At 69.6% G+C, this 20,183-nt stretch carries 17 protein-coding genes, 1 tRNA gene and 1 pseudogene; 4 read left to right on the plus strand and 15 right to left on the minus strand.

Annotation, left to right across the window (positions count from 1 at the left end):
* Positions 1–251 precede the first annotated feature (251 nt).
* The 9 genes from ACFWIC_RS00755 to ACFWIC_RS00795 form a co-directional block, all read right to left on the minus strand.
* Positions 252–4,052, minus strand: coding sequence for a tetratricopeptide repeat protein (locus tag ACFWIC_RS00755; protein ID WP_380514630.1), 3,801 nt, complete (start codon positions 4,050–4,052; stop codon positions 252–254).
* The gene (locus tag ACFWIC_RS00760) at positions 4,049–4,417 is read right to left on the minus strand and encodes a hypothetical protein (RefSeq protein ID WP_380514632.1); all 369 of its coding nucleotides are present in this window, start codon (positions 4,415–4,417) and stop codon (positions 4,049–4,051) included. Before ACFWIC_RS00760 ends, ACFWIC_RS00755 begins: the two co-directional genes overlap by 4 nt.
* Before the next feature lie 104 nt (positions 4,418–4,521).
* Positions 4,522–4,800 (minus strand): helix-turn-helix domain-containing protein, encoded by a 279-nt coding sequence (locus tag ACFWIC_RS00765; RefSeq protein WP_352291031.1) that lies wholly within the window; start codon positions 4,798–4,800, stop codon positions 4,522–4,524.
* A complete protein-coding gene (locus tag ACFWIC_RS00770) occupies positions 4,797–5,345 on the minus strand; it encodes a hypothetical protein (RefSeq protein ID WP_352291032.1) in 549 nt (182 codons plus the stop codon). Before ACFWIC_RS00770 ends, ACFWIC_RS00765 begins: the two co-directional genes overlap by 4 nt.
* An 829-nt stretch (positions 5,346–6,174) precedes the next feature.
* Positions 6,175–7,281, minus strand: coding sequence for a hypothetical protein (locus ACFWIC_RS00775; protein WP_352291033.1), 1,107 nt, complete (start codon positions 7,279–7,281; stop codon positions 6,175–6,177).
* A gap of 9 nt (positions 7,282–7,290) precedes the next feature.
* The gene (locus ACFWIC_RS00780) at positions 7,291–7,965 is read right to left on the minus strand and encodes a histidine phosphatase family protein (protein ID WP_329885679.1); all 675 of its coding nucleotides are present in this window, start codon (positions 7,963–7,965) and stop codon (positions 7,291–7,293) included.
* A 10-nt stretch (positions 7,966–7,975) separates the two neighbouring features.
* The gene (locus ACFWIC_RS00785; protein ID WP_380514637.1) at positions 7,976–8,971 is read right to left on the minus strand and encodes a nucleotidyltransferase domain-containing protein; all 996 of its coding nucleotides are present in this window, start codon (positions 8,969–8,971) and stop codon (positions 7,976–7,978) included.
* A gap of 34 nt (positions 8,972–9,005) precedes the next feature.
* Positions 9,006–9,908: a phosphotransferase gene (locus tag ACFWIC_RS00790; protein WP_380514640.1), complete on the minus strand. Its 903-nt coding sequence runs from the start codon at positions 9,906–9,908 to the stop codon at positions 9,006–9,008.
* Entirely contained in the window at positions 9,905–10,516 is a 612-nt protein-coding gene (locus tag ACFWIC_RS00795; protein ID WP_380514643.1) for an ATP-binding protein, read from the minus strand. The genes ACFWIC_RS00790 and ACFWIC_RS00795 overlap by 4 nt, the downstream gene beginning before the upstream one ends.
* A gap of 115 nt (positions 10,517–10,631) precedes the next feature.
* Between ACFWIC_RS00795 and ACFWIC_RS00800 the strand changes: the two genes are divergently transcribed.
* The 4 genes from ACFWIC_RS00800 (at position 10,632) to ACFWIC_RS00815 (ending at position 13,383) form a co-directional block, all read left to right on the plus strand.
* Positions 10,632–10,778, plus strand: coding sequence for a hypothetical protein (locus tag ACFWIC_RS00800; protein WP_380514646.1), 147 nt, complete (start codon positions 10,632–10,634; stop codon positions 10,776–10,778).
* A gap of 368 nt (positions 10,779–11,146) precedes the next feature.
* Positions 11,147–12,421 (plus strand): helix-turn-helix domain-containing protein, encoded by a 1,275-nt coding sequence (locus ACFWIC_RS00805; protein ID WP_380514649.1) that lies wholly within the window; start codon positions 11,147–11,149, stop codon positions 12,419–12,421.
* Positions 12,418–12,969, plus strand: coding sequence for a flavoprotein (locus ACFWIC_RS00810; RefSeq protein ID WP_380514652.1), 552 nt, complete (start codon positions 12,418–12,420; stop codon positions 12,967–12,969). The genes ACFWIC_RS00805 and ACFWIC_RS00810 overlap by 4 nt, the downstream gene beginning before the upstream one ends.
* 3 nt (positions 12,970–12,972) lie before the next feature.
* Positions 12,973–13,383 carry an NUDIX hydrolase gene (locus ACFWIC_RS00815; protein WP_380514722.1) on the plus strand — a complete coding sequence of 137 codons (411 nt, stop codon included), beginning with the start codon at positions 12,973–12,975 and terminating at the stop codon, positions 13,381–13,383.
* A 60-nt stretch (positions 13,384–13,443) separates the two neighbouring features.
* Here ACFWIC_RS00815 and ACFWIC_RS00820 read toward each other — a convergent pair.
* The 6 genes and pseudogenes from ACFWIC_RS00820 to ACFWIC_RS00845 all read right to left on the minus strand — a co-directional run.
* A pseudogene (locus ACFWIC_RS00820) lies at positions 13,444–14,140 on the minus strand (mobilization protein); the annotation flags it as partial.
* 402 nt (positions 14,141–14,542) lie between these two features.
* A tRNA-Thr gene (locus tag ACFWIC_RS00825) sits at positions 14,543–14,616 on the minus strand.
* An 80-nt stretch (positions 14,617–14,696) separates the two neighbouring features.
* Entirely contained in the window at positions 14,697–15,347 is a 651-nt protein-coding gene (leuE, locus tag ACFWIC_RS00830; RefSeq protein WP_380514655.1) for a leucine efflux protein LeuE, read from the minus strand.
* A 123-nt stretch (positions 15,348–15,470) separates the two neighbouring features.
* Positions 15,471–17,195, minus strand: a complete 1,725-nt coding sequence (locus tag ACFWIC_RS00835; RefSeq protein ID WP_380514658.1) for an alpha/beta hydrolase — start codon at positions 17,193–17,195, stop codon at positions 15,471–15,473.
* A gap of 117 nt (positions 17,196–17,312) precedes the next feature.
* Positions 17,313–18,485, minus strand: coding sequence for a hypothetical protein (locus ACFWIC_RS00840; RefSeq protein WP_329952387.1), 1,173 nt, complete (start codon positions 18,483–18,485; stop codon positions 17,313–17,315).
* A 310-nt stretch (positions 18,486–18,795) separates the two neighbouring features.
* Complete coding sequence (locus tag ACFWIC_RS00845; protein WP_380357085.1) at positions 18,796–20,007, minus strand: DNA polymerase III subunit delta'; 1,212 nt, start codon at positions 20,005–20,007, stop codon at positions 18,796–18,798.
* Positions 20,008–20,183: the final 176 nt, after the last annotated feature.

Consider the following 20,183-nt stretch of genomic DNA (forward strand, 5'->3'; position numbering starts at 1 on the left):
GAAGCCCGGGTCGGATACATCCGACCCGGGCTCCGTCCGAGCCGCCTGCGGGATTCGAACCCGCGACCTACGCATTACGAGCCCGAGAGTGATCATGATGGCTGCTGCCAGCACCGATCACTTGGTGATGAACCCGCAGGTCAGGAGGTTGCGCCGTGATCCACGATCTGGTCCGAGCTGGCACGTGTTGTGCCGTCCGCTCACGCATCGCTCACGCAGACCTGCCTGTATCAACACGGCACTGCCCCGACCTAGCAACTTCCGTCATCGGCCCTCACGGCCATCAGCACCCGTTGCAGCGCCGTGATGCGCCGATCCCCATCGGGCCGGGTCTCCAAGGTACGGAGCAGTAGCGCTTCCAGTTCCTCTTGCGCCACGCGAGGGTGTCCTGCCTCCCAGAGCAACTGGGCTCGTCGGTAGCGCGCCTCCCAGACCTCGTCGTGGTCCGCGCCACGCGCCCGAGACCAGCCCTCTGCCACTTCCTTGAGCAGTTCAGCAGCCGCCGCCGGCTGCCCTGCCCGGTACAGGGTCTTACCGAGGTCCTCCCGTGCTGCCAGAGTATCGGAATGGTCCATCCCCAGTGTGCGACCGCGACGCTCAACGACCCCGCGGAGCCGGGAAGTAGCCTCTGCAAGTTTCCCCTGGATTGCCTCGGCAATAGCGAGATTGTGTCCCATCCTCAGGGTCGCTGGATGATCTTCCCCTAGGGTGCTCCGACATCTCTCCAGCCCATCTCGATACTCACCCTCTGCCTCGGGGACCCGCTCCTGGCCAAGCAGCAGGAAGGCCAGGTTTCCCTGGACAGAAAGAGTCTGACGGTGATTGGGACCAAGAACACGAGCGCACACTGAGCGGATCTCCCGGTAAGCGTCCTCGGCTTCGGCAGTGATCCCCCTGTCATCGAGAATACGGGCGAGGGACAGCCGCGTGGCTAGGGTCTCTGGGTGCTCAGCTCCGAGTCGACGTTCCTGCACCTGCAGGATAGACGTCTGCTCCTTCTCAGCCCCATCTAGGTCGCCCTGAATGCGCATCACAACGGCGAGATTATGGCGCAGCATCAGGACTGCAGGCTGGTCTTCCAAATGCGTATCCGCCGCGTCCGCGAGGGCTTCACGGTAGACGCTCGCCGCCTCCTCTAATTCACCGAAATCCTTCAAAGCGACCCCGAGACTATTACGGGCAGTGATTGTGTCGGGATGCGCGGGCCCAGACCTCCGCTGTTCGTCGTCCGCGATTTCTCGAAGCTGACTAATCGCTTCTCTTAGCTCACCACGTGCGTGTAGCACCGCCACGAGATCGTGTCGGACATCCAATCGGCCACCGTCGTCCTCTGCCAGGGCGTTCAGCGCCTGACGTAGTTGCTCCTCCGCCTCGGCAAGGCTTCCCTGCTGGAGCAGGAGCGTGCCCAGCGACGCGCGGACGTTGGCGACGTTCCGGTGGGAGCCGCCGAGGACTTGCTCCTGAAGCGTCAGGACCTGACGCATCTCGGATACCGCGTCATCCGTTCGCCCCATGCGGCCCAAGGCCATCACCCACTCAAAGCGAGCATTGAGTGTGACTGGGTGATTCCTTCCATGTCGCGCGGTCGCCGCGGCCAGGATTGACCTGAATTCCGACTCTGCCTCCACCATGTCGCCGATGAATCGCAGTGCCGCAGCGTGACTACTGCGGCCTGCCAGCACGTTGGGATGGTCGTCAACGAGCTGCTTCTTCTGCGCCTCGATCAGCTGCTCGAAGACCGCCGAGGCGCTTTTCGCATCGAGTTCGCCTCGCCGCATGAGCAGTACGGCCAGGCTGTGGCGTGAGTCGAGCGTGTCGGGATGATCAGGGCCCACGATGCGGGTCCGTGCGTCCAGCACAGCCCTGATCTCGGCCTCCGCCTCACTGAACTCCTGACGCAGGAGAAGCGTGGTTGCAAGGTTGGAGCGGGTGATTAGCGTGGACGAGTGATCGACTCCGAGTGTTTCCTCCTCCAGTTCAAGTACCCGGCGGAATTCCTGCGCTGCGCGATCGTTCTCTCCCTGATCTCGAAGGGAGATCGCGAACTCGTGGTGGGCCTCGAGGACATCTGGGTGCGTTTCGCCCAACTCAGTCCGCAGCCCTTCTAGTACTTGGCGCCCCTCGTCCGCCGCTTCTTCAAAGCGCCCCATGCTTCTGATACAGATCGCGCGGCCGTGTCGCGATCGAAGTGTATTCGCTGCGTTTGCGCCGTACAGCCGGGTTTCATGGCGAATCACCTCGTCGTACTCCTGCTCCGCCTCCTCAAGCTTCCCTCGCTGCGATGCGGCCCTTGCCCGTTCGTATCGCACGGTAAGGGTCGTGGGGTCAGCCTCCCCGAAGTACCTGACGCACTCCTCCACGATGCGGTCGAGTTCGGCCTCGGCCGCCTTTAGATCACCCATCTCCTTAACCGCGATCGCCCTGTGCCGACGGATGTTGACGCCGATCCAGGGGCTTACTCTCTCGGATTCGGCTCGCGCCAGCGCTTCGTCTGCCAATCGGCACGCCGCCTCGTAGTCGCCCCGGACGCTCAGATAGGCCACGGCAACCCCAGCGCAGAGCAACACATTGCCGAGACGCTCATTGGCAGCGGTGCTGCCCCATTCTGGCAACCGATCGATCACGACTAGCCAGTGTGGGATGAGCCCCTGCCAGGTTGGCCAGGAACTCGGGTCCCGTGTATTCGCCAGGTACGGAGTGGCAGCTACAAGTAGGTCGGCAGCCGAATCCCATACCTCTCGGTAGTCCAGAGGGGCCGATAGGAGCGGGGCAACCGACACCTCGGCCACCAGTCGATGGATCTGGTACACAGGCTCTGCCGAGCGCACATTGAGTCCGATAAGGCCAAAGCGGCTCAGGCCGCCCATCGCCGCTCTGATTGCCCTGGGCGGTAGGTCCTCGGGCCACATCCCCAAGGCGGCAATCGTGGACGGATTGATCAAGACCTTCGGCAAGGGCGCGGCAGGCGCGAAACAGGACAACAACTGCAACAAGCCACGTGCCGATGCCGTCCCCTGACGTTCGAGCAGGGCGAGGGACAACTCCCAGGTACCAGCGATCGTCCGGCGGGCACGTTCCTCCTCGCTTCGCAGATCCCCGTGCACACCCTCGTGTACGTCGTCGAGGAACAGTGGGGAATCGTCAAGAGCATCGACGTACTCGGCAAAGGTCTCGGCTTCAGCCAGCGGGTCGCCGTGTGCCATAGCCAGGTAAGTGCCCGCCAAGTGCAACGCGAGCGGCAGAGAGCCGAGGCGATCGGCCAGCGCCACGGCGGAGTCCATGTCCCCCGCTGCGGGCGCCAGTTCCTGGAGAACCTGGCCTGCAAATTCGAGTTCAAGCACCTCGAGGCGGTGGAAGCTTGCGACCCGGTTGCCCCAGGATCGGTTGTTGCTGTCGCGGGTGGTGACCAGGACCCCTTGTGACTTGCCAACTGGGGGCCTGACCCAGCCCGTGCCGTCTGCCAGTGCCGTTCCTGGACACGAAAGCACATCGAGATCATCGGCATCGTCGAAGATGAGCAGCCAAGGGCGATCCAGGGTCGCCAGATGGCGCCAGAGCAGATCGGCGGCGGGCCGCCCGCCCTTTTCCCAGGCATGGGTCACGTGCTCGGTCGGAGCGCCAGCCAGGAGGGCCGTGTGTCGCATCCCGTCGGCCACGGCCGCTGCGGATCCGGCCTGGATCCAAAAGACCTCGACCCCGGTCTCCCTAGCCCGGTCTGCCACAGACAGGGCCACCGTAGTCTTGCCCACCCCGCCCATTCCGGAGAGGACTTGGATGCGTGGATGATCCTCCGTTCCGGTCGGCACGAGCACTGTAAGGACTGTGAGGATCCCGTCCCGGCCCAGAACGGCCTCCGGCAGCCTGCCGTACGGCGCCTCCACTGATGCCAACGCGAGCAGTTCCTCGACCGATGGAGTCGGATTGGCGAGTCCCGTTGCCAAGTTGATGTTGACGGCAGCTTGGAAGACCGCCCCTGGGGCGTTGAAGCCCGTCGAACCGACGACAGTGTTCGCTGTTGCGCCTCGATCTGGCTGGGGCGGGATCGCCATCATCGCGCCTGCTCGCCCTGACCAAAGGACATGTTAACCGTGCCATTGAACGTAGCACCCGGCGCGTTCAGGCCGTGGGAGTCCCGCACAGTGTTGACGATGCCACTGGCTGGCAAGACCAGGCGAGACAGCCACTCCTCCATCTCGCTTCGGAAGTTCGGGTCCGCTGCGGCCTCACGACGCAGCGCCTCGCTCAGCACAGCGACCGCATCCGGATCGCTACTGTCCCGCCCATCCAGTGCGGCAACGGCCTGGCTGTCGCTAGAGAAGCGGCTCCGAAGGCGACGCCACAGATCCGTCACGACCGCCTCGCTAAGGCTTCCACTGGCGCCGCTCAAAGCCGCCAGCGCAAGCTCGGTGGACGTCATATCCATGTCTACTCCGGTGAGTTGCTCACATCGTCACGCCGCAAAGCACTCTAATGGCGCATGGCCGCGATGGTCGGTACCTTGTGAAAGGCCTGGCGATCCAGTCATGTTGAACGGCTGCGGCGCAGCTCGGGCGGCTTACGCGTCGGGTCGAGCTTCAGGTTGGAGCGAGAATCGTCGGCCTCACCTTCTGCAAGCCAGGCGTCGAGCGCTGTCCGCCGGTAGTACACGCGGCCGGCTAGCCGGAAGCTCGGCGGCCCCGACCTTCGGTCACGCAGTCCGTACATGGCCTTCGGCGTCCTGCGCACATAGGCCGCAGCCTCCGCCAGCGTCAGGACCGGCGACCCCACGTGGGTCCCATCGGTTCGATCTGCGACAGTCATGTTCGGTCCCCGCCGTCAGCACCCGCAGCGAGCTGTGCCCTGATCTCGTTGATGCGGCTCTGCGTGGCAGCGGCGCTCTTCTGCTGACGTTTGAGCCTCGCTTCCACTGACGTCAGCTCGGCGGCAAGACGCTCCCGCTCAACCGGACCAGGCGTGCCCGGCACGCGCACGACGCCGTTGTCGCAGAGCGGCCCGATCCGCTCGCTGGACACCACTCCCCGGTCAGCCTCACACTCCGGGCAACGAGCGATCCCCATCGAGTAGTAGCTATGGTCGCGGTGTTGTGTCGTCTCCTTGACGTGGTCGCAGGTCAGCGTCAGCTTCCAGACATCCAACTCCTTCTTCCGGTCCTCGGACCGCGAGGAGAAGAGGATCTTCGCGATCTCTTCGGCCTGCTTCGGGCCCATCGGCGGCGTAGGACAGCAGCCGAAGCAGTGCAATACCGGAGAGCCCGAAATGCCCCAGCGCCCCTCGTGGCACTCGCCGTGCCGCTCCTGGAACTGCTTCTCGGCGACGTCGCGTTCCTGACGCTCCTGATCTGTCATTGGCGACCGGGAAGGCCTGTCGCCTGCTCGGCCAAGAAGGGGTTGCCCACAGCCGCGACATGGCACGCCGGCCTTGTACTCCTCCCAGCTGAGGTATTTGCCCTCGCGTCGCCACCGCTTGCGACGTTCCTCGTCCCGCTGGTGCCGTTCCTCACGGGCCAAGGCCTCGCGACGGGCCCGCGCTGCGGCCCGTTGCTGCCGTTGCTCCTCCGTCAGTTTCGCCATGACCCTGCCGCATTTACGCCTCCTTGTTCAGGCCACTCACAGCATCTTGGGCACGCCGCCACCGTGATTGGCAGAGATGTACCAATCGACCAGGAAGCGACAGACTCTACCGAGGGTTCGACCGAACTTGGCAGGACAGCGATGGGAGATGAGAGCTCCGAGACCGTTCTCCCACGGTTGGCGGGGAGTGCCATGGAACCCCTGCCGCACATTCCACTCCAGATGCCGGTCCCGGCGGGCTACCCAACTGCGGACCGATGACAGCCGAGGGCAACGGGGCGCTGCGACTCAGGACTGCGGCTGGCCAGAGGGGCCTGTCTGTTCGGCAGGCTGATCCAGCTGCTGCTGGCGGCGCCGTTGTTCGTTGCGCAGGTCCTCGACTCGCTGGGTGAACTTCGCCAGCGCCTGGCCCCCTGGTCGGGTCCGAACTCCTGGTAGGCGCCAACGCCAAGGGCGACCGCGTTTGCTTCTTCCTCGATCGCGTCGGCGGTCTGCTGGAGGAAGTAGCTGCGCTCGCGGTACCTGTAGTAACCGGTGAACATGAACACAGCGGCATCTCGCTGCCGAGCGTAGAGCGCTGAACGCGCCCTTGCAGGAGATTCGCCTACACGCCCGCCATCACGTTGGCCAGTGTCTGCTTGCTCGTGATCCAGTCCGTGTCACCGGCGGCGACCGCGTGCTGCACCGCCTTGAGAACGGCCTCGTTGGCCTCGGCCGGCCGGGCCAGATGTGCCCGCATGTAGTGCTTGAAAAGCACGGGCAGCTGGTCCGGCCGAGTAGCCGTCTTGGCCTTCAGGGAGAAGACGGGGAGGAACCACTGCTCGAAGCCGTCCTTGACCTCCTGGGTGGCTCGGTACGCCTCGTGCAGCGGCTGCAGGCTGGCCGTGTCATCGTAGGGGAGGTGACCGTGCAGGGCGTACTGAAGCCGGGTGCCGCCGTGTTCACGGAAGTGCTGGCCGTGGGCGGCGATGTGGTTGGCCGCGTTCTCGGTGATGGTCATGACGGCCGTGTCCGCCTCGTGCCGGCGCGCTGCGGCGAGGACGGTGGCGTGGATACCGACGCGTGGGTCGAGGACGAGGCCGCTGAGGCCGATGGGCGAGAGGTCGATGCCGTGGTCGCGGGTTCGGGAGAGGATCAGGCGCTGGGCAACGTTGGCAGCGGTGTGCTGGAGGTGCTTGGGCTGCTGGCGGTGGCTGGCGTGGATGTCCGAGCGGTCGAGGACGGGGCGGTCCTTCGCGAGTTCGGCGACGAGGTGGAGGCCGGTGCGCTCCCGGGTTTCGGTGCTGCCGCAGGCGTTGCAGGGGTGGTTGCCGGTGCCGGTCATGTGACCGCAGGCCCGGCAGGTGGGGACGGTCTCGCGGCTGATGCTGAGGGTGCCGGCACGGAGGTTGTTCTCGATCATCTCCAGCGCGAGGTTGGCGACCTCCGCGTCGGTGTCGGTCAGGATGCCGCCCACCGGGAACTGTCCGGACGTGTACTTGGCGGCAATCAGGTCGGCCTCGAACCGCTGGCGGGGGATCGTCGGGCCCTCAGCCTGGCGGTGACGGAGGTCTCCGGCGAGGGTGACGGTGTTCCACAGGTGGGGTGCGGGCGGTGAGCCGAGGATGGCGTTGAGGGCGGCGGCGAGGCGGATGCCGACGGCCTTGCCGGGCCGGGTGGCGAGGGTGAAGGGCCCGTTCTGGACGGGCCCGTTGAGGAACAGGTGTCGCACGGGCTCCTCCTAGATCGGCGGGATGGTCGTTCCCGTCCGGGTGAACCGGCCGTCTCGCAGTTCGTAATGGAGGATCGCGGCGTTGGGCATCTTGCCCTTCCGCTCCTCGGCGAGGATCTCGGGCAAGGTGCGGGCTTCGAGCAGGGATCGAAGGGCCACCGCGGCGGTCTGGTGGGTGAAGGCGACAACGGTCCGCGATTCCTGAAGTTCGGCCTGGGCGAGGGCGGCGAACTCGGCGGCCCGCTTGAGCACGCCCTCGGCGAGCGACTCTCCGCCGCCCGGCGCGGTCCAGATGTGCTTGCGCCGGCGGCGGTCCTCGGCGAGTGCGGGGTAGCTGTCGTAGAGCTCGCGCTTGGTCATGTAGGTGGCGTCGCCGTAGTGCTGCTCGTCCAGGAGCGCGGTCTGCCGGGGCCAACCATCGGGGAGGGTCGGCAGGGCGATCGCGGCGGTGTCGATCGCCCTGCGGTAGGTCGAGGTGTAGACGTGCAGGTCGGAGCTCGCGAGCTGCGGGAGGACCTCGGCGAGCCACTGGGCCTGCCGGAAGCCGCGCGGGGTCAGGCCGACGATGGTGCGGGAGATGGCATGGGCGGCGGCTCCGCTGTAGGGGCGGGGGTCCTGGTAGAAGCCGTTGTACTTGTCGGCGTTCTCGACGGACTCGGCGTGTCGGATGACGAGCAGGGGCAAGACGAGGCTCCTATCCGGCGAGGTTGGCGACGTAGGAGCCGCTGACGGTCCAAGGGGTGAGTTCGATGCCGAAGCCGCTGTGTTCGCCGTCCTGGGTGTGGACGAGCTTGCCGGACAGGTGCACGGTGTCGCCGGACCTGAAGGCGCCGGTGTAGGCGCCGAGGTACGAGCGCATGTGGGTGATCCGGCGGGCGAAGGAGTCAGCCTCGTCGATGGTCGAGCTGAGGATGGTCTTGACCTTGATCCCGTAGACGGCCGGGGTGGTGAGACCCTCGGCGTGGTCGGTGATCTTGGCGAGGAGCGAGATCTCGCCGATCTCCTTGGAGGAGATCCGAGCGAAGGTCTTGTCGCGGTCGGAGCGGATGGGTTCGCAGTTGATGTGCGCGCCAGCGTTGGCGGTGAGCCCTTGGAGCTTGCGGCGTTCCTGCTTGATGAGGGCGTCGAATGAGCTGCCCTCCATGTACTTAGCGCGGCGGATGTACAGCCGGGTGAGGTCGTCTCCGTCGTACGGCCGGATCAGGTCGATCTGCTGGAAGAGCTCCTGTGCAGCCTGGTAGCCCTCGGGGCCGTAGCAGACGAGGTCGATGTCGGAGCGCTCGTTGAAGCAGCCGACGAGGAAGGAGCCGGTGACGCCGATCAGGCCATGGGCGTCGTTCGCGGTGATCCACTCGGTGATCGCCAGGAGGTCCTTGCCTGCCGGGTTCTCGGCGACCGCGCCTGGGGCCTCGTGGATGGCGGCGAGGGCCTGGCGGCAGGAGTAGTGGACGGCCACGTCCTCGCGCGGGATGCCGGTGATGACGCAGCCGAGGGTGTCGGAGTAGACGTAGCACTCCGGCCTGCCGGCGAGGATGCCGAAGGACTTCGACACGACGCTGTTCTGCCGGTAGGTCCGGTCGAAAAGCCGCCGGTCGCCCTTCTCGTCAGGGTGGTACTTGACGTAGCCGAGGTAGTGGCTGCCGGGGTGGCTGTCGCCGATGACCTTGAAGACGACTCCGTGGTGGTCCATCAGGTAGTCGCGGTCACGAACGGTGGGAACCGGCCTACCGGTGTTCAGCGGTGAACCGTTCCAGAGTGGGGAAGGTGCCGGTGTCGATCGTGTTGGACGACTCATACTGATCAAGTCCCATCGTGAAGAGGGTGCGGCGGTACTGCCACTTGATGTGCTTGTCGTGCCGCGTGGGGTCGGTGGGACGCATGAGGGCCAGGAAGAAGAAGCACTTGACGAGCAGGAAGTCACCCAGGTGCTCGCTCACCCGCTGCCCGATCAGGGACGCTGTGGTCTCGTCGAGTGCGCCGGTGTAAGCGGCGCGCTGTTCCGGGGTGATGCTGTAGCCCTTGCCGCCGCCCTTGAAGGCCACGATGTCGAGCGCGGGGTAGACGTCGTAGCCGAGCGGGACCGGTCCGTGGTGCTGCCAGTCGATGACGCCGGCCTGAAGGACGTTGGGCAGGCCATAGTCGAGATGTCCATGCACCATCGGGAGCTGGGCCAGCCGGTCGAGGGCGTGCTTGACCGCTTCGTGGACGCGCGGGGTGTCGAAGTCCGGGTTCTCCTCGAAGACCTCAGCCGCGAAGGCCGCCTTCTCGAACCACGGCGTGGCCGGGAGGGGGTGCCTCGCCTGGGCCTGCATGAGCTTCGATGCGACGGCCGCCGCCGTGCTGACCACCTGGTAGCTGACCTGACCGTCCTGCCTGGCGTCGGCCAGCGCCTCCTCGTGCAGCGAGCTGTCGCCGATGGCGCGCTCGATGACGAAGTAGCTCTCGTTCTCCGAGCCGCTGTCGACGATCTCCGGCACCGGGTAACCAAGGCCGGCGGCCAGCTGCTGGAACTCGGTCTCAACCCGCAGATCCTCACCGCCGGTCCGCTTGTAGAGCAGGCCGTCGGTGGACCTCCACACCGCGCCCTGCGTGGCCGTTCTGTCCTTCACGAACTCCCAGTCACTCATCCATCCATCCTTCCGTAGAGCAGAGTTCGGGTGGAGCACGGCTGCTCCGCGCGAGTCGGACGGGGTGGGGCCGGCCGCTCCCGGGGAAAAGAGCGACCGGCCCCCGTCACCGCCCGGCCGGTGCGCCTGGACCAGCACGGGCGGAGTCGGTAGGCGCGCGGCGAGCGGTGCTGCGAGAACCATCTGTACGCGCGGGCGCGTGGCCAGGTGGGCGCGTGGGGACGGTGCCTGGGACGGTCGGTGCGGACGAGGCTGGCGATGAGTGCCGCCCTTCGGGCCGAGCGATGGTGCTCGGGGACCGCGACAGCGGGCACGGCCAGTTCGGCCCAGACCTTCTTGCCATGGGTCGTCGGCTCCGCGCCCCAGGTCTCCGACAAGCCCTCGATGAGCAACATGCCTCGACCGGTGGTCAGTTCGTCGTTGCCGAAGTTGGCGGCCCCGGCGGGCATCCGGCGCGACGGGTCGTAGACCTCGATCACCACCCGGTCGCCGTCCGGAGAGAGGTAGATGCCGGCCAGCAGTCTTCCTGGCGCGTGGATGACCGCGTTGGCGAGCAGCTCGTCGGCGACCAGCGCGATGTCGCCCAGCGAAGTCGGGTCGATCCCCACGAGCGCGCGACTCGGACGACGGCTTCCCGGGCCGGCGGGACGTGGTCGCGTTTGGTGTCGATGAACGAGATACGCCGAGCGTGAGTGGAGGCGATCACTGGTCACCGTCGCAGGCTTGGACCGCGTCGACAACGCTGTTGCACAGCCAGCGGCCGCAGCCGTCGCTGCACCGGCCGTCGTCGAACTGGTGGCGGTCGAGGACCTCTCGGGCGTGGGTGTTGGCGGGGGCGAGGCGCTCGCGACGCTCATTGGCGCGATCTGAGGCGCTCGCGGTTGTGTTCGACCCCCGGCTGTCCTCCAAAGCGAGAGGAACGGCCACCGCGTCCGCGTCCCACTGGTGCGTGGTACCGCATCTCTGTGCGTCCGAGCGGAGGGTCATCGGCGCTTCTCCTTAGCCACTGGGTAGAGCTGCGCATGCGAGAGACCGCAGTGGGACTCGGCCATGCGGGAGCGGGGAACAGCAAGCTGCGAGGGTGGTCGAGTTGCTGACGACCAGACAACTTCATCTCGATGCAACACGGTTAGGGCCTGAGCGCCACGTGCATGATCCATGCAGATCGCGCATGACGGGTTGTCCTGGTGCGGCCACGCTCGGCTCACCAGGCAGGATCAGCATTGGCAGGAGAAGCCATGTCGCAGACGGCCAAAGGACACTCCGCAGCGGGCGGGATCGGAGAAGTAATCAGCCGCGCAAGGGTGTTGAGCGGGCGGTCGCAGGCGGACGTGGCCATCGAACTGGGCTACCACCAGTCGAAGATCAGCCGGTTGGAGAGCGGCAGGGGGACGCAGGACATTGATGTCCTGCGCGCTGTCGCAGCCGTGCTCGACATCCCGTTGGGAAGCCTAGGCCTGTCCTCCCATACCAGTGCGGACAGCAGGACGGACGACATGCACCGTCGCAACTTCTTGGCCGCGAGCGTCGTCGCGCTCGTGGCCCCGACACCTACTCCTCGCGTGGGGATAGAGCTGGTCCAGGCACTGCTGCCCGGACCCGTTCCAGCTGAGCACGCGCCACAACCTCAGGCCGCACTCGCGGCCCGGCTCTCCCAGGCCCGGAAGCTCTTCTACACCTGCCGGTACGCCGAACTCGAAGGCGCGCTGCCGTCGCTGATCGCCGACCTTCGCCAGGCCCAGGACGCCTCCCGCAGCGGCGATCAGGTCCTGTCCGGCCTCCTCGCGACGGCGTACCAGACCGCGGTCAGCCTGCTGCTCAAGCTCGGCGACCACGGCAACGCCTGGCTCGCGGTCGGCCGTGCCATGGCCGAGGCCGAACGGAGCGCCGACCCCGTCGTGATGGCCTCCAGCGTCCGCGTCCAGGCGCACGTCCTCGCGCGCGACCGGCACACCGCGCCCGCCGTCACCCTTGTCCGGCACACCGCCGACCAACTCTCCGGCAGCTACGACCGGCGCCCACCCGAGTACCTCGCTGCGCTGGGGCTCATGCTCCTTCGCGGGGTGACGGCCGCAAGCGCCGGCGGCGACCGCGCCACGACCGCCGAGTTCCTCTCCGAGGCTCAGGAGGTCGCGCGCTACGTCGACCTCGACGGCCCCGAAGCCTGGGCAAACTTCAGTCCGACCAACGTCGCGCTCCACTCGGTGAGCGCCTCGGTCGTCCTGGGCGACGCCGGAGCGGCGCTGGAAGCCGCCCAGCCGCTGATGCGCAGGCGCATCCCGGTCCCCGAACGCCGGGCGGCACTGTGGGTGGAGGCTGCACGGGCCTACAGCCAGCAGGGCAGACTGGCCGAGGGATACAAAGCGCTCAGGATTGCGGAGAGCTGCGCCTCGGAGGACATCCGCCGACGGCCCAGCGTGCTCGAGCTGGCCGGTGACATGGCCGCTCGCGACCGGCGCGGCGCCGTCCCGGAACTTCGCCGTTTCTGCCAGGAGTTGGGAGTCCAGGTTTGACCGAGCACCGCGAGCCGTTCCTCTACGTCGTCGTCTGCGCGTCGGGCATCGCCGACGGAGTAGGCGAACTGATCACCGCGGCCCATGCCGAGGGCTGGGGAGTCGGCGTGATCGCGACCCCGAACGGGCTCGGATTCATAGACCAGGAAGCCATTGAAGCCCAGACCGGGTACCCGATCCGCTCCGCCTGGCGCACGCCGAGCATCCCCCAGCCGCTGCCCCCGGCCGACGCTATCGCCGTCGCCCCGGCCACGTTCAACACCATCAACAAGTGGGCTGCTGGCATCTCCGACACCCTCGCGCTCGGCATCCTTTGCGAGGCGTACGGCCTCGGCATCCCCGTGGCCGTCCAGCCCTACGTCAACTCAGCCCAGGCTGCCCACCCCGCGTACGGGGAGAGCCTGGCCCGGCTCCGTTCGATGGGCGTCCTGATCGGTGACTACGTCCCCCACAAGCCCAAGGCCGGCGGGGGCCGCGACAAGTACAACTGGACCCACGTCCTCGACCTGCTCCGCCCCGTGGCGGCCTCAGCGGCGGAGAGGGATTAGCCGATGCTCCCGCCTTCAGACGGGCCGCCGGGTGTCGCTGCCGCGATCGTGATCCGAGAGGGTCGGGTGCTGATGGGCCGGCGCCGGGTCAGCGAGGGCCAGCTCTTGTGGCAGTTCCCGGCAGGCAAGATCGAGCCCGGCGAGTCTCCCGAGCAAGCGGCTGTCCGCGAGACCGCGGAGGAGACGGGGCTCAACGTGGCCGCCATCAAGGTCCTCGGCGAGCGCGTCCACCCGGAGACTGGCCGATGGATGTCGTACACGGCCTGCGAGATCGTCAGTGGCACCACTGCCGTCGGTGACCCGCGAGAACTGGACGCACTGGCGTGGGTGGCGCTTGCAGAGATCCCAGAATACGTCCCGTACGGGGTCTTCGAGCCAGTGCAGGCATACCTGGAAATCGCGCTCAAGGACTGAGTGAACGGCTGTGGGCGACCACCAACTGATGGCCGCCCACCAGCGGCAGCAGAATTCCGGTCGCCGGTGGTCAGCGGTGTCGGGGCTGGGTGCCGGGGCGCTGCAGGGCAGTCGTGGTGGGTGACGGGTTGGTCGTGGGGTGGCGGACGAGCGCAGGAGTGCCGCCTCGACGGTGCGGTTGGGTGCGGGGTTGTGGCTGGTGTGCTGGATACGAGCGATGAGGACCCTGGCGGGCCTGGCGGGCACTGCCGAGTTCGCGGCGGGCGGCGGCCTCGGTGAGGAGCTGGTGGGGTATGTAGCCGCCGGCCTCGGCGTCGGCGAGCACGGTGGCGAGGGCGGGCCAGTTGGGCTCGGCGAGGATCCGCCTCGTGTGGTCGGGGATGGCGGCGCGGACGTCTGAGGCGAGGGTGTTGCGGGTCTGCTCCTTGGGCTGGCGCTGGGCGAGGAAGGCGAGCTGGTCGGCGGCGGCCTGGTCGTAGGCGGCCTGAAGGTGCTGAACGGTTCGGCGTGCGGCTTCGGCCTGCTGGGCATGGCCCTTGGCGGTGTGCCAGCGCTGGGAGGGGATCGCGGCCCAGACGAGGGCCGCGACGAGGACGGCGAGGGTGCTGCCGTCCTCGCCGCTGCCGGCGTGCACGAGGTCGCGGGCCGCCTGTCGCAGACCGGCTGCCGCCGTGTGGTCGGCGCGGATCTGGGAGCGCTGGGCGCAGGCGAAGACCTCTGCTGCTGCTCGGAGTTCGGCGCGCAGGTCCTGGGGCGCGGGCACGACCTCCGCCACGGCGCGGCCACCCTCGCGCTCGCCGGGGGGTCGACATGAAGCTGGTGTCCGAGATGCTCGGCCACTCCTCCATCAAGATCACCTCGGACATCTACACCAGCGTCGTGCCCGAGATCGCCGAGGATGCCGCGAAGCTCGTCCCCCTCAACGGAAGACCGAAGCCGAGGCCCTCGCCAAGGGGCAGCCGAAGCCGAGAAGGCCAAGCAGAAGGCGGCGAAGAAGGCGAAGTCCAAGGCCAAGAAGGCCAAGGGCTAACCCAAGATCAACACCCGTGCTCACGCGTCGCTCACGCAAGCAATCCTGTGGCGCGCCGTCGACGTCTGCCCGAATGCCGAGAAACGGCAAAGGCCCAGGTCAGCGAGTATCTGACCTGGGCCTTCTCGGAGCCGCCTGCGGGATTCGAACCCGCGACCTACGCATTACGAGTGCGTTGCTCTGGCCAACTGAGCTAAGGCGGCAACGTTGCCGGTGGTGACGGCAACGCGGGCCAGTCTACACAGGTTTCGGCGGTGATCCGTACCGGGTCGAGGAGGTGCCGTCAGGCGGAGGAGACGGCGAGCTTGGCGGCGAAGCCGGCGAAGAGGGCGGCGACGCCGCTGGTGAGGCCCGCGGAGAGGCGCTTGCGGCGGCGGAAGGCGGCGGCGAGCGTGGTGCCGGCGAAGATCAGGAGGGTGAGGTAGAGGACGCTGAAGGTCTGGAGGATCCCGCCGAGGAGGGCGAAGGAGAGGACGGGGCTGCTGTAGGAGGGGTCCACGAACTGGGTGAAGAAGGAGAGCAGGAAGAGGATGGCCTTGGGGTTCAGCAGGCTGATCACCAGGGCCCGGCGGAACGGGCGCTCGGTCGGCTCCGGGGCGGTGTCGGGGGCGGCGTCGGCGCCTGCGCGGTGCTCGCGCCAGAGCTGGCGGGCGGCGCGGAGCATGCCGATGCCTATCCAGAGCAGGTAGGCGGCGCCGCCGAACTTGACCACCGCGAAGACGGCCGGGTTGGCCTCCAGGAGGGAGGCGGCGCCCAGCGAGGTGAGGCTGATCAGTGTGAAGTCTCCGACGAAGACCCCGGCGGCGGCGGTGTACGCGGTCCGGACGCCCTTGCGGGCGGCGACGGAGAGGACGTAGAGGGAGTTGGGGCCGGGGAGGAGGATGATCACGAGGGCGCCGAGGACGTACGTCGCCAGGTCGTTGACTCCGAGCACGGTGGGCTCCGGTGGGGTGACGGGGAGAGCGAGGGGCGCTCATCGTAACGTCGTACCGGAGGGTGGTTGAAGGTGATTTCCCCCGCCCGTCCGACCCGTCCTGACACTCCCGCCCGGACCGCCTCACCGACCGCAGCGCTTCCCGATCTCCGGTGCTTCGCCGCCCAGCAGGTAGCGGTTGACGGCGCCGTCCAGACAGGTGTCGTGGCGGCCGTACGCGGTGTGGCCGTCGCCGTCGTAGGTCAGCAGCCGACCGGACTCCAACTGCCCGGCCAGCGCCTGCGCCCAGGCGTACGGGGTGGCCGGGTCGCGGGTGGTGCCGACGACGACGATCGGCGTGGCGCCGGAGGCGCGGACGGTGTGCGGCGCGCCGGTGGGCCGGGCCGGCCAGTAGGTGCAGGTCAGCGCCATCCAGGCCATGTCGCGACCGAAGCGCGGCGAGGCCCGCTCGAAGTCCGGCACGGCGCGCGCGGCGTCGTCCGGACCGGCGAAGGGGGCGGGCAGGTCGAGGCAGTTCACGGCCATGTTGGCGAACATCAGGTTGGGGTACGAGCCGCCCGGCTCCCGGCCGTAGTAGTCGTCCGAGAGCTTCAGCAGGCCGGTGCCGTCGCCGGCCCGGGCGTCGGCCAGCGCGGTGCGCAGCCGGGGCCAGAGGAAGTCCGCGTACATGGCCTGGATGACGCCGGTGGTCGCCTGCGCCTCGGTGAGCCGGCGGCTGTCGGAGGTGGTCGGCAGCGGGTGGGCGTCGATCGCCGCGAACAGGGCGGCGAGTTGCTCGCCGGCCTTCTGCTCGGTCCGGCCGAGCGGGCAGTCCTCGCGCTTGGCGCAGTCCTGGGCGAAGGCGGCCCAGGCGGTCTCGAAGCCGCCGGCCTGGGTGCGGTTGCCGGCCAGTGAGTCGAGCGAGGGGTCCATCGCGCCGTCGAGCACCATCCGCCCGGTCCGGCCGGGGAAGAGCCCCGCGTAGGTGGCACCGAGGAAGGTGCCGTACGACTTGCCGACGTAGTTGAGCCGCTCGTCGCCGAGCAGGGCCCGCAGCACGTCCAGGTCGCGGGCGGCCTCGACGGTGCTCAGGTGGCCGAGCCGGTCCCCGGCCTGCCGGCGGCAGCCCTCGGCGAACTCCTTGGCGGCGGCCACCAGGGCGTCGATCTCGGCCGGGTCGTCGGGAGTGATGTCGACGGCGGTGTAGGCGTCCATCCGCTCGCCGTCCAGGCAGGTCACCGGGGCGCTGCGGCCGACTCCGCGCGGGTCGACGCCGACCAGGTCGTACCGGGCGCGGACGCCGCTGTCGTAGGTGCGGGCGACGCCCTCGACGTACTCGACGGCGGAGGCACCGGGGCCGCCCGGGTTGAGCAGCAGCGAGCCGAGCCGGTCGCCGCGGGCGGCGCCCGCCGCCCCGGAGCCGGTGACGGCCGGGGCGCGGACCGCGGCCAGCGTGAGGTCTCCGCCGGCCGGGCGGTCGTAGTCCAGCGGCACCTTGAAGGTGGTGCACTCGTAGCCGTCGTCGCACGGCTGCCAGGCGAGTCGCTGCCCGTAGTAGGACGCGAGCGCGGCGGGGACGGCGGCGGGCAGCGGCTCCAGCGGCGCGGCCGCGGGGCGGGGGGCGCCCGCGAACGCCGCTGCCGGCGCGGAGCCGGAAGCGGCGGCAGAGGCAGAACCGGAGGCGGGAGCGGACGGGGCAGACGCGGGCGCGTCACCGGCCGGCGGCACCGTGTCGGAGGAGGCCGCGCCGGGGGTGGTCGTCCCGGTCGGGGTGCAACCCCCCGCCACCAGTCCGACGGCCGCCAGCAGTGCGGCCGCGGCGACCACACCCGCACGCCGTTCACGGTCGGCCCGCAGCTCGGCCGGCATAGGGGTCCCCCTCAGCTGATCGCGTCCGGCGGCTTCGGTGCCGTCCGGGTTCCGCCACCGGGTACCGGTGCCGCTCCGGGCACCGGTACCGGGAAGCGTAGTGCCCGCCCGGGCGGGTCAGGACGCCTTGGCGAGCGCCTCGCCGAGGTACTGCGCCGCCTGCCGGACCAGGCGCAGTCGGATCCGGTCCGCCGAGTAGTCCTGCGCGTTGTCGGAGATCCGTACCTCCGCGCGGGCGGCGGCTCCGGTGCCGGAGCGCAGCGTGGACTGCAGCTTGCGGGCCGCGTCCAGCCCGGCGGTGTCGGCCTTGCCCGCGGCGAGCAGCAGCTTGGGGGCGGCGGTGGCGGGCGCCTCGGCCCCGGTCCGGGCGAGTGCGGCGGTGTCGTACCGGCCGGAGACGGCGGCGGCCGCGCCGTAGAGGTCGGGGCGGGCGAGCCCGGCGGCCGCGGCGCAGGGCGCGCCGCCCTCCACACCCAGCGTGCCCCAGCCGGCCGGCCCGGGCGGCAGGGTACGGAAGGTGGCGGCGATGGTGGTGCGGAGCGCGGCGTCGTCGGCGACGGCCATCGGGGCAGCGGCGAGCAGGTCGCAGGGGTGCCCGGTGCCGATCGGTGCCTCGGGGGCGACCAGGATGAACGGGCGGGCCTTGGCGCCCTGGGCGGCGGAGGAGAGGCCCTCGAAGACGTCGGGGACCTCGGTGTCGGCGGTCTTCCCCGGGCCGGCGGCCTGCATCACGACGACCGGGAAGCGGGCGTTCGGGTCCTTCGCGTACTGGGCGGGCAGCCAGACCCGGACGTTCCGCGGGTGGCCGTCCGGGCCGGGGACGGCCGACTGCAGCAGCTCTCCGCCGCCCGGTCGGCCGACGCTGTCGAACCGGCTGACCACCGGCGGCGGGGCGGGCGCGCCGGCGGCTTCCGCAGGAACCGCAGCCACGGCGGGGGCCGCGGCGGCGGCCGGGGCGGCGGCAGGTGCTCCGCCCGCGGACTCCGGCGGCGCGGCCTGACGGTCCGCTCCCCCGCCGTCGGCCGACCGGTCGGCGGCGGACCCGGTCGGTGTGCCGACCCCGGCCAGGTCGCCGAAGGCGCCCAGGGCCGTGAGCAGGGTCAGCACGGTGACGCAGATCCCGCAGACCATCGCCCCGGCCGCCCGTACCAGCATCGGCCGCTGGTCGCCGGTCAGCTCGTACGTCTCGGCGGCCCGTAGATCGCGCCAGCGCAACAGCGCGCCGCGCGCCAGCCAGATCCCACCCCCCGCGGCGGCGAGCAGGGGAACGACCAGAAGCGAACCGACCATGGGACGCACCACCTCGGGGAGGGCCGGACGACCGGGCCCGGCGCCGTACGGGACGCGACGGCCCCGGGACCGGGGCTCAGTCGGCCCCCAGCGTGCAAGACGACCCGGCGGCCGCACGAGGCTGTGCCCGGCGCGTATCGCTCGTTCACTCGAAGGTGGGACGCCGGGTAGGCGGGAAGCCGTACCCGAGGGGTGGTCCGGGGCTCGGCGCAGCCGCTCCCGGGCCGGTGCCGGCGCACGGACCGGCAGGAACCCGCACGCATCTCAGGGCTTCCGCACGGCTCCCTGCTACGCGCGCGGGCCCGGTGGCTCACCCCGCCCGCAGGGCCACCGTCATCGCCTCGACGGCGAGCAGCGGGTCGACGTTCCGGTCCAGAGCGCGCCGGCAGGCCAACACGGCCTCGATCCGCCGCAGCGTCGACTCCGGCGGACCGGACTGGGCGACCCGCCCGAGCGCCTGCCGCTGGTCCTCGTTGGCCAGCGCTCCGGTCGAGCCGAGCTGGATCGCGAGGACGTCCCGGTAGAAGCCGAGCAGGTCGAGCAGCGCGACGCCCAGCGTCTCGCGGCGGGTACGGGTGGCGCGGCTCTTCTGCCGCTTCTCCAGTTCCTTGACCGCCCCGGCCATGCCGCGCGGTGTCTTGCTGCCCTCCGCCGCGCCGTACGCGGCCTTGAGGTCGTCGGTCTCCCGGGCGTCCTGGGTCTCGGCGAGCGCCTCGGCGTCGGCCTTGGCGGTGTCCACCAGGCGCTGCGCGGCGGCCAGGCAGCCGCCGATGTCGGCGACCTCCAGCGGGATCCTCAGCACCTCGTCGCGGCGGGTCCGGGCCTGCTCGTCGACGGCGAGGCGGCGCGACCGCTCGATGTCCCCCTGGCCGGCGAGTGCGGCCAACCGGGCGGTCCCGGGCTCGACGCCGTCCCGGCGGACCAGCATGTCGGCGACGGCCTCGGCGGCCGGGGTGCGCAGCACCAGCGTGCGGCAGCGGGACCGGATGGTCGGCAGCACGTCCTGCACGGAGGGCGCGCAGAGCAGCCAGACGGTGCGCGGGGACGGCTCCTCCACCCCCTTCAGCAGGGCGTTGGCGGCGGCCTCGGTGAGGCGGTGCGCGGCGTCGACGAGGATCACCGACCAGCGGCCGTTGGTCGGGTAGCTGGAGGCGCGCAGCACGAGGGCGCGCATGTCGCCGACACCGATCGACAGGCCGTCGGTCCGGACGTACTTCACGTCGGCGTGGCTGCCCGCGAGCACGGTGTGGCAGCCGTCGCAGAAGCCGCAGCCGGGCGTGCCGCCGAGCGCGAGGTCGGGGCTGGTGCACTGGAGGGCGGCGGCGAAGGAGCGGGCGGCCGTGATCTGGCCGGCCCCGGGCGGACCGGTGAACAGCCAGGCGTGCGTCATCAGCGAGGCGTTGCCGCCCGCCCCGGCCGCGGCTCCGCGTCCGGCGGCGACCGTCGCCCCGGCCGACCGGGCGGCGGCGGTCAGCTGCTCGACCACCCGGTCCTGGCCCACCAGGTCGTCCCAGACGGCCACTGCTGCTCCCAAGCTAGGTTCGGACCCCACCCCGGACGGCTCCGCCGTGCCGCGGACCGGTTGGCGGTAGCCGCAGCGGTACGGACCGCTGGTGGCGGCGGGGACCGGGATGTCGGACGGCGGCCCCGGCGCCGTCTCCGTCGTCGAGCATACGTGGCCGGTACGACGGCGGGCGG

The organism is Kitasatospora sp. NPDC127035 (assembly GCF_042726075.1).
In the GTDB taxonomy this organism is placed as follows: Bacteria; Actinomycetota; Actinomycetes; order Streptomycetales; family Streptomycetaceae; genus Kitasatospora.

Bases quoted from the DNA above. Each gene is read 5' to 3' on its own strand.
- ACFWIC_RS00755 (WP_380514630.1), bottom strand. From the start codon at position 4,052: ATGATGGCGATCCCGCCCCAGCCAGATCGAGGCGCAACAGCGAACACT.
- ACFWIC_RS00760 (WP_380514632.1), bottom strand. From the start codon at position 4,417: ATGACGTCCACCGAGCTTGCGCTGGCGGCTTTGAGCGGCGCCAGTGGA.
- ACFWIC_RS00765 (WP_352291031.1), bottom strand. From the start codon at position 4,800: ATGACTGTCGCAGATCGAACCGATGGGACCCACGTGGGGTCGCCGGTC.
- ACFWIC_RS00770 (WP_352291032.1), bottom strand. From the start codon at position 5,345: ATGACAGATCAGGAGCGTCAGGAACGCGACGTCGCCGAGAAGCAGTTC.
- ACFWIC_RS00785 (WP_380514637.1), bottom strand. From the start codon at position 8,971: ATGGACCACCACGGAGTCGTCTTCAAGGTCATCGGCGACAGCCACCCC.
- ACFWIC_RS00790 (WP_380514640.1), bottom strand. From the start codon at position 9,908: ATGAGTGACTGGGAGTTCGTGAAGGACAGAACGGCCACGCAGGGCGCG.
- ACFWIC_RS00805 (WP_380514649.1), top strand. From the start codon at position 11,147: ATGTCGCAGACGGCCAAAGGACACTCCGCAGCGGGCGGGATCGGAGAA.
- ACFWIC_RS00815 (WP_380514722.1), top strand. From the start codon at position 12,973: ATGCTCCCGCCTTCAGACGGGCCGCCGGGTGTCGCTGCCGCGATCGTG.
- ACFWIC_RS00835 (WP_380514658.1), bottom strand. From the start codon at position 17,195: ATGCCGGCCGAGCTGCGGGCCGACCGTGAACGGCGTGCGGGTGTGGTC.
- ACFWIC_RS00840 (WP_329952387.1), bottom strand. From the start codon at position 18,485: ATGGTCGGTTCGCTTCTGGTCGTTCCCCTGCTCGCCGCCGCGGGGGGT.